The following is a 13139-nucleotide window of genomic DNA, read 5'->3' on the forward strand; positions in this document are numbered from 1 at the left end:
TATGCAAATCTTGATGCTACATTCCTAAACGGAACAGATGCAGGTAAACACGTTGCTTACACGCCAAAAAACACAGTTAATTACTGGATAAGTTATACAGCAAAACAAGGAAAAGCGAGAGGTCTTGGAGTTGGTTTTGGAGGAAATTACAGAGACGTCAGTTTCTTAACCTCATCAAATGACATAGTTATTCCAGGTGTACATCTTTTAAATGCTTCTGTATTCTACGAACAAGCGAGATATCGATTTGCTATAAAAGCTGATAACCTTACAAACGAAGTGTATTGGGGAGATTTCTTAAATCCGCAAGCACCTAGAACGATTAAAGCTTCTTTAGCTATTAAATTTTAAAAAAGAACTTTCATTTTTTTACCTCCAAATTCTATAACTGATTTGGAGGTTTTCTTTTTTAAAACAAACCTAATTTATTGACTTATATCAAACTTTTGCATTCTAGACAACTGTACATTTGATTTTCAATTATTTTTAAAAATGATAAAATGATAAGTACAGAAATAAGTCCGTTGATGCAATTTGGAATTACAAGCAAAGAGCGCGTCGAAAATGCATTAGAACAACTTAAAAACGGAAAAGGAGTTTTGGTTACTGATGATGAAAACCGTGAAAATGAAGGAGATCTTATATTTTCTGCTCATCATATGAGTGTTCAAGATATGGCTTTAATGATTCGTGAATGCAGCGGAATTGTCTGTCTTTGTTTAACCAATGAAAAAGCAGATAAATTGCAACTTCCATACATGGTACAAGAAAACACGAGTAGTTTTCAAACGCCTTTTACCATAACAATCGAAGCTAAAAAAGGAGTTACAACCGGAGTTTCGGCACAGGATCGAATTACTACTATCAAAACTGCAGTTGCATCAAATGCAAGACCAGAAAACTTAGCAAGCCCCGGACATATTTTCCCACTTAGAGCAAACGATAATGGCGTTTTAGGACGAAGCGGCCACACTGAAGGAAGCGTTGATTTAATGAAATTAGCTGGTTTACAACCCGAAGCTGTCCTTTGCGAATTAATGAACGAAGACGGTTCAATGGCAAAATTAAACGAAATTATTAGTTTTGCTCAACAACACGATTTAATTGTTTTATCTATTGAAGATATTATCTATTACCGTAAATTCGTAAGAGATTATAACTAAAAATGATATACGAACAGCTTAGTAATTACATCAAAAAAAGTATTAAAGTTTCTGATGAAGATTTAAACACGATTCTCTCCTATTTTAAACCTTTAAAGAAAACTAAAAACGAATTGCTTTTGGCTCAAGGACAAATCAGTCAGCAGACATTTTTTGTTGGAAAAGGTTGTGTTCGTATCTTTTTCATCAATGAAGAAGGAAAAGATGTTACGCGATATATTGCTTTTGAAAATCAATTTGCAACTGCATTAGTTAGCTTTATAACCAAAAAACCATCCGTTGAAAACATTCAGGTGATTGAAAAATCAGAATTGCTGACTATTTCGCATGAAGATTTTAATCATTTAATGAAAATTATTCCGCAATGGCGGGAGTTCTATAGCAATTATCTAGAGAAAGCTTACGTGAATAATGCTAATCGTTTGATGTCATTTACCACTATGGATGCTTTAGAAAGATACTATCAGCTTTTGAAAATAAATCCTACGATTGTGAAAAGATTGCCGAATAAAATTGTAGCTTCTTATATTAATATTTCTCAGGAAACGTTGAGTCGATTGAAGTCTAAGCTTTAATCTTTTTTTAGCCACGATTTCACGAATTTAATTAATTTTTATTTTAACATGAATTGCCTCCAGCTTTAGCTGGAGTTTTTTGTTTTAAATCATTAAAAGGCTTTAGCCAAACTTTGAATTTGGCTAAAGCCTTCTTACTCGCTTTCTGCACCTCCAGCTAAAGCTGGAGGCAATTCATATCTGTCTTAATCTGCATAAATCTTTATAAATCTGTTCTCATTAACTATGTCAAAGTTTAAAACTTTTACATAGTTCTGGCGGAAGTTTGAGAACTATGTGTTAGAAACTAGTTTCTTTCAAATCCCTTTTTAAAGAAAGAAAAACTATGTTTCTATGTGTTTAAATCCAATAAAAAAGCCGAATCTTAAAAGGATTCGGCTTTAAATTTTTATGATTCGCAACTACTACAAGAAACAAGACTTGTTACTAATTCTTTAGAAACACTTTGGCTTCTTTGGTAGTACAAACTTTTAACTCCTTGTTGCCAAGCTTCGATCATTAAACGGTTAACATCTTTAATAGCCAATTCTGCCGGAATATTAAGATTTAAACTTTGTCCTTGATCTACGAATTTTTGACGAATTCCTGCTTGTTGTACAATTTCTAATTGACTGATTTCTTTAAAGGTTTTAAAAACATCTTTTTCTTCCTGAGTCAATTGTTCCATATGTTGAACACTTCCTCCGTTTAGCATAATTCCTCTCCAAACTTCCTCGTTATCTAGACCTTTTTCTTCAAGAAGTTTTTTAAGGTATTTGTTTTTACGCATGAAATTTCCTTTACTCAATCCAGCTTTGTAATAATTACTGCTGAAAGGTTCAATTCCTGGCGAAGTTTGCCCTAAAATAGCAGAAGATGAAGTTGTTGGAGCAATAGCCATTGTTGTAGTATTACGTCTTCCGTAACCTTTTAACAATTCTGGTTCACCGTAAATTCTAGCTAATTCCTGACTTGCTTTATCGGCTTTGTCACTAATATGTTTGAAAATTTCTGTCGTTTTCATTTTAGCTTCCATTCCTTCAAACGGAATCATGTTTTTTTGCAAATAAGAATGCCATCCTAAAACTCCTAAACCAAGTGCACGGTGTCTTTTCGCAAATTTATTAGCAGCAGAAAGATAATAGTTACCTTCTGTTTTTTCTATGAATTCCTGTAGAACAGCATCTAAGAAAAAGATCGCTAATTTTACTGCTTCAGTATCTTTCCATTCATCATATAATTCTAAGTTCATAGAAGAAAGACAGCAAATAAATGATTCGTCATGTGTTGACGGAAGCATAATCTCACTACACAAGTTACTTGCGTTAATTCTTAAATTCTGATCTTTATAAACTTGTGGTTTATTTTTATTTACGTTGTCACTAAAGAAAATATAAGGCAATCCTTTTTGTTGACGGCTTTCTAAAACTTTAGCCCAAACTTGTCTTTTTTCGGCGTCACCGTCAATCATTTCCTGCATCCAGTAATCTGGTACACAGATTCCGGTAAACAAGTTTTGAATTGGGTTTCCGATACTTTTAATTTTCAAAAACTCTTCAATATCTGGATGATCTACATCTAAATAAGCTGCAAATGCACCACGACGAACTCCACCTTGAGAAATCGTATCCATTGCTGTATCAAAAAGTTTCATAAAACTTACCGCTCCACTACTCTTTCCATTGTCTGTTACAGCACTTCCACGTTCACGCAATTCACCAAAATAACCAGAAGTTCCACCTCCAATTTTAGTCTGCATAATTACTTCTCCAAGTTTATGTGTAATTCCTTCAATCTTATCTGGAACATGAACATTAAAACAAGAAATTGGTAATCCTCTTTCTGTTCCCATATTAGCCCAAACCGGCGAACTGATACTCATCCAGCCTCTTTCGATCATTTCCATAAAAGACTCTTTCAACTCTGGTTTGTAAAGTCTTTTTGCAGCAGCAGTACAAATTCTGTCAATTGCACCTTCTACTGTTTCTCCTTTCAAAAGATATCCGCGGTTTAAAATCTGCTCACTTTCAGAGTTTTTCCACCACATTTTGGTATCGTTTTGTGTTTCAAAATTATTTGCTGGGTTTGTGTCTATCGTATTCATATGTATTCTGGGCTTGTATTAGAAAAGATCGTTTGCTGTTATGCTTTTATCGTGTTTTGTATATTCAACTGGGCGCTTAGCAAAGAAATCGTCTAAACTGTTTGCAAAAACTTCTTCTTCAAACCAAGTCATTTTTGAATACTCATCTGGTGAAACATTAAAAATAGTTTCGATATTGATTTGTTTCAAACTTTCGTCAATTCTAAATTTCATGAAGTTCACTAAATCTTCTTTATTAATGGTTTCTATAGCACCATCTTCAAAAATCCAATCTAGAATATCTGCTTCAACAGTAATTGATTCTCTAACCGTTTCTCTAATCAATTCTAAAGTGTCGGCATCAAAATATTCAGGGAATTCTTCACGGATTTTGTTGATGATGTAAATTCCGCCATTGGCATGAATCTGCTCGTCAATTGAAGTCCATGCAATAATATTACTCACATTTTTCATGTATCCTTTGAATCTTGTGAATGATAATAGAATCGCAAATTGGCTAAACAACGAAACGTTTTCAATTAAAATACTGAATAAAATCAGCGAAACCATGTATTTTCTATTATCCTGAGATTTAGTATCTTTCAGTACATTCGAAAGATAATCTACACGTCTGCGAACTACAGGAACATCTAAAAGTCTTTCGAATTCATCATTATATCCTAAAACTTCTAATAAACGAGAATATGCTTCAGAATGTCTGAATTCGCATTCTGCAAAAGTAGTTCCCAATCCGTTGAATTCTGGTTTTGGAAAATGCTCGTATATATTTCCCCAAAAACTTTTTACAGCTACCTCAATCTGTGCAATAGCTAATAGACTGTTTTTGATGGCTGTTTTCTCGGCAACATTTAAATGTGCATGAAAGTCTTGTGTATCGGCAGTAAAATCTACTTCAGTGTGTACCCAATAAGCTTTATTAATTGCTTCGGTAAATTGCAGAACCTCCGGATACTCGAAAGGTTTATAATTGATTCTTTTATCGAAAATTGACATATATATAGAGTTTTAAGTGACAAAATTGACATAGAAAAACGAGTGCGCAAATTTGGGGTCGGATTGGCATGATTTCTATAATTACAAATTTAACCTCCAGTTCCTGTTTTGTCTAGTTTTAGATGTTAAAAATCCATCCAATTATCAACAGTTTTAAAACCTCGAAAATTGGAGATCATATAAATTTTATCAACACCAAAACAATGTCTTGTAATTCTCAATGAACTAGGTATTTCCTAAAAATTAATGTTAAGTTATCAACATCAAAAAGTCATCATTTTTGATGCAATCTCCAAAACAGTTATCAACAGGTCATTTTGAAAAACAACATTTTGAGGATTCAATTTAAAAGAAAAAAACGTCATCTATTAATAATTATTCTAAATAACAAATCTTCACATTTTCTGAAAAATAAAATACAACTTTCTTAAAAACAACCCATTACAATTACAACCATTTTCTTAGCGTCATTATTTTTATTTGGAAATACTTGAAAAACGTTCTAATTGCTATTAATTCTTATCAAAATAAATTTAAAGTTGAAAAACGTCAGAAAAAGAAAATTACAATGGTAGAATTGCAAAATTTAAGAGATAAAACAAACTAAATAAACCACTACTAAAGTCATTACTGCAAACAAAAAAAATCTGCTCTAAGAACAGACTTTTTACATTGGAAATAAGTAGTTTTGGACTAAATCTTCACGGCCTGATAAATCAATTTCCAGCCTTTCATATTGTTTTTACCATCTGTATTAAACCAAATCAAAACCTTATTGGTTCTGGATACAACAATTGGGGGTAAAGTTGTACCACTAAATCGTGCAATAGCATATTCAGGAATAGCATATTCTCCATCAAATAAAAAAACATTGTCTATTTTTTCTTCCGTATTCATCTCTGTAAAAGCGATCGAAATTCGATATCCTTCTGGAACAGTAATCTGCCATTTACAATCGCATTCTTCGGCATAATTAGTTTCAGGACCGCTTCCGTCACTAATTTCCCCACTCAATTCCGTAATGTAGTTTTTTCCACTGCAATACATTGTACTTCTGTCCAATGGTAAAACTTCATAAAACAATTTAAAACTGGCTTTTTTGGATGCGTTGTTTGCTATAAATTCAACATCAGCATTTGGATTGCTTATTACAACCGGACGATCCTTTTTCCATTCATTCAATTTAATATCTATCGGATTATGATTACCACTTTTAAATCTCAAAATGGCATTTTTAAAATCACCTTTTATTTCTTTTAAGTTAAAAGCAATTCCCAGATTATCTCCTAATGGATTAATTTTCCAATTCTGAATGTTTTTTTTCTCATTTTCGAAAGTGATAAAACCTTTTTGTTTTGCCGAATCAAAAAGAGATGAAACGTTTTTATCGTTTTCTATAAAATCAATTATATTCTTAAAATTGATTGTTCCTGCTCCTAATTTCCCAGAATACTTCAAATCCTGATTAGAAAGTGATGTTCCCATTAAAATCTCTTCGATTTCTACACTGCTTTTTTCGGGAAAATTTATTTTCAATAATGCTGTAGCTGCTGTTGCGATTGCGGTTGCGGGCGAAGTTCCTTTATTTTCAATAAAACCATTATCGTCTGTAGAAGAAGCTCCATAAATAGATTCTCCAGGCGCTGAAACATCTACGAATTTTCCAAAATTAGAAATAGCTGTTTTTTTATTTGAAGAATCAACCGCTCCAACTGCAATAACGTTTTCTAATGAAGCAGGATAATAATCCATCGCATTCGAAAAATTTCCAGCTGCTGAGATTACCACAATTCCAGCATCTATTGCTTTTTTGACTAATTCTTTTTCTTCAGGTTTTATTACATTACTTCCCCAAGCGCAACAAATAATATCAACTTTCATGGCAATCGCATATTCAAAAGCTTTATAACCATCTTTTATATACGTTTGTTGCGCGCGATCTTCGATTGCTTTTATCGGAAGAATTTTGAAATAATCTGACGCTTTCTCGCCATAACATCCTTTAAATGTTTTAGCAATTATTCCCGAAATATAAGTTCCGTGATAGTACGTTTTTAATTTATTGTTTGGCGGACGAACATCGGCATCATTATTTGAAACATCCCAACCTGTTGTATCGTCTTTATATCCGTTTGCATCGTCATCATAATCATTTTTAGGATCTGCATTCTGATACCAAAACGGAGCAATTTCTGAATGTGTCAAACGGAAGCCATCATCTATAACGGCAATAACAATCGGTTTTGTAACATTACGCTCTTTTTTAACTTGACGAATTCCAATAGCATCCAAATACCAGAACGAATCATTTTTAGATTTATCCGAATCTTTAATAGAATCAGCGGCATTTCTATTGCTAAAAATACCTGCAGCCGAAACCGCAGGTAAAGCATGAAAACTACTAAAAAAAATGCAGTAAATTAAAAAAAATATTTTCATGTAATTAATTCGGATTAACTGTCGTTGTAATAGTATGATTATGTGCTGGCATATTATAAAGCAATAAAGTAGTAGTTTCAGTACCTGATTGTTGTCCTAGCTCATAACGCTGTAATCCTGGACCTTGTCCCATATGAACCGGAACTCTTCCTCGCAAATCAGGCAAAGCGAAAGTGGTCATTCCATTTCCGCCATAAACGGTTCCTAGCAATGCAAATAAAGCTGAATTTGTGTTAACAGATAGTAACTGTCCATTACACGAAGCATGATCTCTAACCTCGTAATTGTAGGGAGTTAATATGATCTCTCCAATAAATGGGTCTGCTCCATTACGTGATGGGTATATTCCATATAAAGCAATCTGAAAATTCAAAGCTAAAGAAGGCTGCAAATTATTAATAGGCACGTTACTTCCAGCCATCCCTGAAAAACTTGTCAAAGTCAAATTTGAGGCAACCCAGTTACCGCTTTTATACGATAAAAACTGACCTTCAGTTCCTACTGGAAGATTACCTTGAGTTGGTGTAGTTATTTCCCAAACTGCAGTTCCTAAATCAGATTTTACGCATACGTACTCTTTCATTGTCGAAACATTAATCCATCTAGAACCTATGGTATAACCTTTACTTGTATCATCTGTCGCCGCGGGAACTGTAGTAGCTGCTAAATTTACTTTTAAGTTGGGAACATTATTTAAAACGACATCACCGTTTTCGCCTTTATCTCCTTTATCTCCCTTATCACCTTTAATACCAGCTATCCCCTGAATACCTTGATCTCCTTTTTCGCCAGTTGGTCCAGTTAATCCTATTGTTCCCTGATCGCCTTTTGCTCCTTGCAAACCTTGAATTCCTTGTACTCCTTGAATTCCCTGATCTCCTTTTTCACCAGTAGCGCCAGTTAATCCAATTGCTCCTTGATCACCTTTGTCTCCTTTTTCACCGACTGTACCAGTTAAACCAATTGCTCCCTGATCTCCTTTGTCTCCTTTATCTCCCTTTACTCCTTGAATTCCTTGCGGACCTGCTGTTGAACTTCCAGAATTTAAAGCATACAATGCATACGGAACGCTCAAAAACTGATTTGTACTTGTAACAGTATAATTACTACCACCATTTAAATCGGTTTCTGTTTTTACAAAATAAGGTCCATTTGCCCAATTGATCCCCGAAAAAGTACCTGCTTCTATTGTACCATTTCCAATTTCTACAGTCACTAAACCATTCGCATTTGAAGTTGGACGATGTGTTTCTGCATACACCACCAATCCTGTTTCTGTTCCTTGCAAAATAGAAACTTTCATTCCGATTGGACTGTTTTCGATAAGTTTATTAGAACTATTGCGAACTACTGCCTGATAGCTCAGGCCAGACTGCGCCTGTACTTTTACAGTTGTTAAAAATAGTGTCGCTAGCAAAAAAAAGTAAAGCTGTTTCATATTTTAGATCGATTAGTTTTTAATTATTTTGAATTTTTTGACTGTTTTATTTCCTTCTAAAACCTGAAGAAAGTAAACAGCGCTTGGTAGATTTGTAAAGTCAATTATAGTCTCATTAGTTACTATTCTATTACTAGATATGTTTTTTCCTGATAGCTCATACAATTGATAGTTGAGATTGCTACTGAGATTTTCCGGAGCTTTCAGAATCAGAAAATTGGTTGTTGGATTGGGATAAACCAGAAAAGAAAGATCAATTTCAGGACGATCAATTCCTAAATCGACATCAATACTAAAAGGTTGTTGTACGCCTCTATACACACCTCCTGTATTATTTATTGCCGATGTATAAAATACCTGTCCAACAGAAAAACTTACAGATCCCGACGCCCCAGAAGATTCTCCTCCAACTGCAACAGCGGCTTGTTGTGCTCTTACAGCTGAAAGATTAACAAAAAAAACAATTAATAAAAAATGGATAAAGATGCTTTTATGCTTATTAGAGTAGTTTTTATTCATAGACTAAATTTTAGTTGATAGAAAAGGGAATTGTCCTATTTAAGGAAATTAAAATCGAAAACTATAGAAATAGCGTATTAATACCTGAATTTTTCTTTTAGGAATAATTTAAATTGCAGTATATATTCTGAGATCAAAATTAAAGTTAAACTTTCAAAAAAGACATTCTAACAAGGGGACAAATGGGGGACATTTATATATCTAATTTCTAAAAAATCAGCACTTTAAAGAAAACGCTATCAAACAAAAACTATTTTTTCACTAATTTTACTGTACAATTTCATTCGCCAAAATAAATTTAATGTCTGCCAAAAAAATACATTTTATTATTCTATACTGTTTTGCATTGGTTACAAATGCTCAGGAACTAAAAATTAATTCTTCAAAAAATTACCTAGAGGATATTGAATCTGTTTTACTTCAGGAGAAGGATTTTGGTTCAGATACCATAACTTTAAAAAAGTATCTTAATCCTTTAAACAAATTACCAAAATATCAGATTGTTTATCAGGGTTTATTAGCAAACGGTTACAGTAATTTCTACAATGCAATCAATAAAACTTCTGACAGCTATTATTTAAACGCTATTGAAAAAGCAAAGATCTCAAAAGACATCTCTTTAGAAATCTGGTCAAAATTCAACTACATCAACTATTTATATTATTACAGAGATTATATCAAGTTGACTCCTTTTCTATTACAAATAATGGAAAAACTAGAAAGCTTGCCAACCGAACAAATTATTCAGGCCGATGAAACGTATAAAAAAATTGGCTGGATACTAAGTACTTTTGGCGACTATAAAAAATCACTTCATTATTTAAAGCTTGCTGAAAATGTTGCTTCAAAAAAATCTTCAGAATATGCAGCCATCATTAATGCAATTGGAATAAATTATTTTCATATTGGCGATTACAAAATGGCTACTTTTTATTTTAATAAAACGGCCAAATTATCTAAAGAGATTCATGATGAAGTGCGTTACGCCAAATCACTCGGAGATTTAGCTTTAATTTCTCAGCAAAAAGGTGATTTTAAAACTGCCATTGCACTCTTAAAAAACGATATTCAGATTTCTGAACAACAAAAAAGTGATCAGAATACCATGTATGCTTCTATTCTTCTGGCTGAATTATTTTTCAAAAACAATAACCTTGAAGAAGCTTTAGAATCTTTGAAAAAAGCCGAAAGTATTGCGGTATCAAAATCCTACTTTAAAAAATCAGAATTACAAATTATAAAACTAAAACTTCAAATTCTAAAACTAAAGCATTCCACTGAAAGTGAATTAGATTTAAGACGAAGAATGGTTGTTTTGGAAGAATCCCTTCAAAATGAAGACGGCGATCTAGCAATTAATCAGGCCAATTGGATTATCGAAAAAAACAAATATCAACAAAATATTGATGAAGCAAAAAAAGTAATCAAATACGAGTCGACTTTAAAAAACTTCTACATTATTATTTTTACAATGCTGTCTTGTATTGTTTTATTAGTATTTGTTTACTTCAGAAAAAAATACAGAAACAGACATTTTCAGTACGAACAAAAAGTAAAATCTCTAGAATCTGAAAAAATTAAAACAGAACAAAAGTTAACAGAAGTTCACGAAGATCTTAAATCTCAAATTGATTATTTAAAAGAAAAAAATAGTCAAATCAAAAATCTCAAAAGTGAGATTGAAAATATTAAGAAATCATCTTCTTATTATATAGAAAAGCAAGAAGGAAAACTCAGCGCTTTGTTAGAATCACACTTAATGACAGATAGCAACTGGAATATTTTTAAACGAGAATTTCAAAAAGAATATCCTGAATTCTATGCGTTGCTTCAACAAGATTTTCCAGAAATAACCGACTCCAACAAACGAATTTTACTGCTTCAAAAACTTGATTTCAGTAACAATGAAATTGCGGAACTTTTAGGAATTACAAACGAAGCCGTAAAAAAGTCAAAACAACGTCTTAAGAAAAAGCTTGGTGACAAATATGACACTCTTTTTGATCATCTAAGTTCAGGTCTGTCCTAAAATAAAATCGATTTATAAAAAAGATAACATTAAATAAAAATTAAAATCTGCTTAAGCGATTCTTAAATTTTGGAAAAACCGTACTAAAAATCTCTTTTAACATCAAATTATTATTGGTTAAAGAATATTAATTTCTACATTTGCTTTATTTTTAATTATTCTAAATAGATGATTGAAAATCCCAAAAAGTAAATTAACTCTTGTACAATTCAATAACCATAAATAGCATATTATGAAAAAGATTTTTTTCGTTTCTTTTGCTTTTGCGGCTACTCTTTTTGTGAGTGCACAGCAAAAAAACACACTGTTAGAACAATCTTTCTGGAAAAATTCTCCAAACGTAGAAACTGTTAAAGCAGAAATAGCAAAAGGAAATAATCCTGCTGAAGCCAATATAAATGCATTTGATGTTACTACTTTGGCCATCAATAATGATGCACCTATAGCAACTATAAAATTTTTATTAGATCAGCCAGGAAATTCAATCACCAAATTAACTCACGATAATCGTATTTATTTACACTGGGCAGCTTACAGAGGCAACACTGAATTAGTTGAATATTTAATTTCAAAAGGTTCTGACGTAAATTTTGAAGACAGTCACGGAACTGCTCCTGCAGATTTCGCAGCTTCAAACGGTCAATCAACTCCTGCAATGTATGATGCTTTTTTTAAAGCTGGTTTAGATTCGAAGAAAAAATATGCAAACGGTGCCAATCTTTTATTATTAGCAATTTCATCTGATAAAGATTTAAAGGCTGCAGAATATTTTGCTACAAAAGGAATGTCTTTAAAAGATGTAGATAATGAAGGAAATACTGCTTTTACTTATGCTGCAAGATCAGGTAATATTCCGTTTTTAAAGAAACTTTTAGAAAAAGGCATTAAACCAAATGATAATGCACTTTTGATTGCAGCACAAGGAAGTCGTAGAGAAACCAATACATTGGAGACTTATAAATATTTAGTTGAAGAAGTAAAAATCAAAGCTACATCTCAAAATAAAGCGGGACAAAATGTATTGCATATTTTAGCAGGAAAACCAAATCAGAAAGAAATTGTTGAATATTTCTTAGCAAAAGGAGTTGATGTAAACAAAGCTGATAAAGAAGGAAATACTCCGTTAATGGCTGCAGCCGCTGCAAGAGAAACTGCTGTTTTAGAACTTTTCCTTTCAAAAGCTAAAAACATCAATGCTCAAAATCTAAAAGGCGAATCTGCTTTGACTTATGCCGTAAGATATGGTTCACCTGAGGCCGTAAACTTACTTTTAGCAAAAGGTGCAGATGTAAATGTAAAAGATAAAGACGGAAACAATTTAGGTGTTTATCTAGTGCAATCTTATCGACCTGCGGGAAGAGAAAAAGTAACAACAGATCCTTTTGATGCTAAAGCGAAATCACTTCAGGACAAAGGCCTTAATCTGGCAACTGCCCAAAAAGATGGCAATACGTTATATCATTTAGCAATTACCAAAAATGATGTTTCACTTTTGAAAAAAATAACAGATTTAAAAGTAGATGTTAATGCTAAAAATAAAGATGGTTTAACTGCTTTACACAGAGCTGCAATGACTTCTAAAGATGATGCAATTTTAAAATATCTTGTTTCTGCAGGAGCAAAAAAAGACATCAGTACTGAGTTTGACGAAACAGCTTATGCATTAGCTAAAGAAAACGAACTCCTTACTAAAAATAACATCTCAGTTGAGTTTTTAAAATAAATAAATAATCAATATTTGAAATTCCAAATCCTGATTGTTTTTGGAATTTGAATTACCAATCCATATAAATAAATTTCATGAAATCAATATTCAAAATTGCTCTTACAAGTGCTTTTATCTTTTTATTTTCTCTTCAATCTAATGCGCAGGCAAGCAAATACAAATGCATGCTGCAAA

10 protein-coding genes are annotated in these 13139 nt (G+C 32.5%); 5 read left to right on the top strand and 5 right to left on the bottom strand.

Going from position 1 to position 13139, the window contains the following annotated elements:
- The 3 genes from VGE71_RS11985 to VGE71_RS11995 form a co-directional block, all read left to right on the top strand.
- Positions 1–351, top strand: a 351-nt coding sequence (locus VGE71_RS11985; RefSeq protein WP_331138547.1) for a TonB-dependent receptor domain-containing protein, incomplete at its 5' end; no start/stop codon positions are given.
- A gap of 149 nt (positions 352–500) precedes the next feature.
- Positions 501–1163, top strand: a complete 663-nt coding sequence (ribB, locus tag VGE71_RS11990) for a 3,4-dihydroxy-2-butanone-4-phosphate synthase (RefSeq protein WP_331138548.1) — start codon at positions 501–503, stop codon at positions 1161–1163.
- Between the two features lie 2 nt (positions 1164–1165).
- Positions 1166–1738 (top strand): Crp/Fnr family transcriptional regulator, encoded by a 573-nt coding sequence (locus tag VGE71_RS11995; RefSeq protein WP_331138549.1) that lies wholly within the window; start codon positions 1166–1168, stop codon positions 1736–1738.
- 388 nt (positions 1739–2126) lie between these two features.
- Here the strand turns inward: VGE71_RS11995 and VGE71_RS12000 are convergent, their stop codons facing one another.
- From VGE71_RS12000 to VGE71_RS12020, 5 genes are all read right to left on the bottom strand, one after another.
- Positions 2127–3821: a ribonucleoside-diphosphate reductase subunit alpha gene (locus VGE71_RS12000; RefSeq protein ID WP_331138550.1), complete on the bottom strand. Its 1695-nt coding sequence runs from the start codon at positions 3819–3821 to the stop codon at positions 2127–2129.
- A gap of 18 nt (positions 3822–3839) precedes the next feature.
- Complete coding sequence (locus VGE71_RS12005; RefSeq protein WP_331138551.1) at positions 3840–4814, bottom strand: ribonucleotide-diphosphate reductase subunit beta; 975 nt, start codon at positions 4812–4814, stop codon at positions 3840–3842.
- A gap of 693 nt (positions 4815–5507) precedes the next feature.
- Positions 5508–7253: a S8 family serine peptidase gene (locus tag VGE71_RS12010; RefSeq protein WP_331138552.1), complete on the bottom strand. Its 1746-nt coding sequence runs from the start codon at positions 7251–7253 to the stop codon at positions 5508–5510.
- Between the two features lie 4 nt (positions 7254–7257).
- A complete protein-coding gene (locus VGE71_RS12015; RefSeq protein ID WP_331138553.1) occupies positions 7258–8691 on the bottom strand; it encodes a tail fiber protein in 1434 nt (477 codons plus the stop codon).
- Between the two features lie 12 nt (positions 8692–8703).
- Complete coding sequence (locus VGE71_RS12020) at positions 8704–9210, bottom strand: T9SS type A sorting domain-containing protein (protein WP_331138554.1); 507 nt, start codon at positions 9208–9210, stop codon at positions 8704–8706.
- 301 nt (positions 9211–9511) lie between these two features.
- Between VGE71_RS12020 and VGE71_RS12025 the strand changes: the two genes are divergently transcribed.
- Positions 9512–11239 carry a tetratricopeptide repeat protein gene (locus VGE71_RS12025; RefSeq protein WP_331138555.1) on the top strand — a complete coding sequence of 576 codons (1728 nt, stop codon included), beginning with the start codon at positions 9512–9514 and terminating at the stop codon, positions 11237–11239.
- A gap of 232 nt (positions 11240–11471) precedes the next feature.
- The gene (locus tag VGE71_RS12030; RefSeq protein WP_331138556.1) at positions 11472–12962 is read left to right on the top strand and encodes an ankyrin repeat domain-containing protein; all 1491 of its coding nucleotides are present in this window, start codon (positions 11472–11474) and stop codon (positions 12960–12962) included.
- Positions 12963–13139 lie beyond the last annotated feature (177 nt).

Origin of the sequence: Flavobacterium sp. (genome assembly GCF_036405015.1) — a bacterium.
Taxonomy (GTDB): Bacteria; Bacteroidota; Bacteroidia; order Flavobacteriales; family Flavobacteriaceae; genus Flavobacterium.

What these genes read in the sequence shown, in the direction of transcription:
- ribB (WP_331138548.1), top strand. Translation starts at nt 501, where the DNA reads ATGATAAGTACAGAAATAAGTCCGTTGATGCAATTTGGAATTACAAGC.
- VGE71_RS11995 (WP_331138549.1), top strand. Translation starts at nt 1,166, where the DNA reads ATGATATACGAACAGCTTAGTAATTACATCAAAAAAAGTATTAAAGTT.
- VGE71_RS12000 (WP_331138550.1), bottom strand. Translation starts at nt 3,821, where the DNA reads ATGAATACGATAGACACAAACCCAGCAAATAATTTTGAAACACAAAAC.
- VGE71_RS12005 (WP_331138551.1), bottom strand. Translation starts at nt 4,814, where the DNA reads ATGTCAATTTTCGATAAAAGAATCAATTATAAACCTTTCGAGTATCCG.
- VGE71_RS12010 (WP_331138552.1), bottom strand. Translation starts at nt 7,253, where the DNA reads ATGAAAATATTTTTTTTAATTTACTGCATTTTTTTTAGTAGTTTTCAT.
- VGE71_RS12015 (WP_331138553.1), bottom strand. Translation starts at nt 8,691, where the DNA reads ATGAAACAGCTTTACTTTTTTTTGCTAGCGACACTATTTTTAACAACT.
- VGE71_RS12020 (WP_331138554.1), bottom strand. Translation starts at nt 9,210, where the DNA reads ATGAATAAAAACTACTCTAATAAGCATAAAAGCATCTTTATCCATTTT.
- VGE71_RS12025 (WP_331138555.1), top strand. Translation starts at nt 9,512, where the DNA reads ATGTCTGCCAAAAAAATACATTTTATTATTCTATACTGTTTTGCATTG.
- VGE71_RS12030 (WP_331138556.1), top strand. Translation starts at nt 11,472, where the DNA reads ATGAAAAAGATTTTTTTCGTTTCTTTTGCTTTTGCGGCTACTCTTTTT.